Origin of the sequence: Saccharothrix sp. ST-888, from assembly GCF_000955975.1 — a bacterium.
GTDB lineage: Bacteria > Actinomycetota > Actinomycetes > Streptomycetales > Streptomycetaceae > Kitasatospora.
On sequence record NZ_JYJF01000303.1, the window covers coordinates 1 to 853 of the forward strand.

General features: G+C 69.4%; 1 protein-coding gene and 1 pseudogene. One reads left to right on the forward strand and one right to left on the reverse strand.

Annotated elements, in window-relative coordinates; genetic code table 11:
• Positions 1 to 99 precede the first annotated feature (99 nt).
• Positions 100 to 288 (reverse strand): annotated as a pseudogene (locus UK12_RS43840) (IS110 family transposase); the annotation flags it as partial.
• Between the two features lie 206 nt (positions 289 to 494).
• Between UK12_RS43840 and UK12_RS32780 the strand changes: the two are divergent.
• Positions 495 to 853 (forward strand): hypothetical protein (locus tag UK12_RS32780; protein ID WP_045306854.1); only part of this gene is annotated, 359 nt, incomplete at its 3' end.

Sequence of the window (853 nt, forward strand, 5' to 3'; positions counted from 1 at the left end):
GACTGGCCTCAGGCGGCGCCGAACGCCAACTCCAACTGATCCTCCGCCACCTGCCGGACCACCACACCTGCGAAGTCGCCACCCTGACCAACCCCGGCAGATGTTCACCGTCCAGGCGAACTGGTCGGCCAGGGCATGGATCTCGCCGATCGCTGTCAGGATCGCCGACTCGTCGTTGTCGATCTTCCGCGATCACAGGGTCGCACCGGTGTCGTCGACCACGGCTGCCCAGTGGTGGCCCCTGCCTGCATCGACGCCGACCCATACCTGGTCCCACTGCTTGCTCACTCGCCCCTCCGTACGCTGCCCGCTTCGCCGTCGGCCCGAGGAACACCCCGCCGTCAGCTTCGTAAACAGCGACCGGAACGCAGATCTCAATCAGCAGCCAGGACGCCCCGGAGAGCCGAACGGCCACTCTTTGGGAGCCACAACGGGCAAGCACCCACCAGCCACATCCGGCCCTCCCGGGCCGCCTAACAACTTACGGAGCACCCATGTCCGAACTGAGCCGCAGCGCACGTGCACTGACCAGCCACTGGTGGCCAGCCTCGCTCACGATACCGCTCGGCGCCGCGGCCGGAACCGGCCACTGCCTCCTTACGCACCCCAGCTATGCCGCCAACTCCTACATCGTCATGGTCCCGCAGGGCCCGAGGGAAAGCACCACTGCCGTCAGCCACACTCAGCCGTACGGGAGGTTGGCCGGGCAGCCGCAGGTGCTGGCCGGGGCCGCCGCACAACTGGGCCGGAGCACGGCCGGGCTGGTCCGGGGCACCACCTCGCCGGACGCGCCGGTGATCGAGATCACCGGGACCGGCAGCCGCGGGGCGGACGCCGTACGGGCGGCCGACGC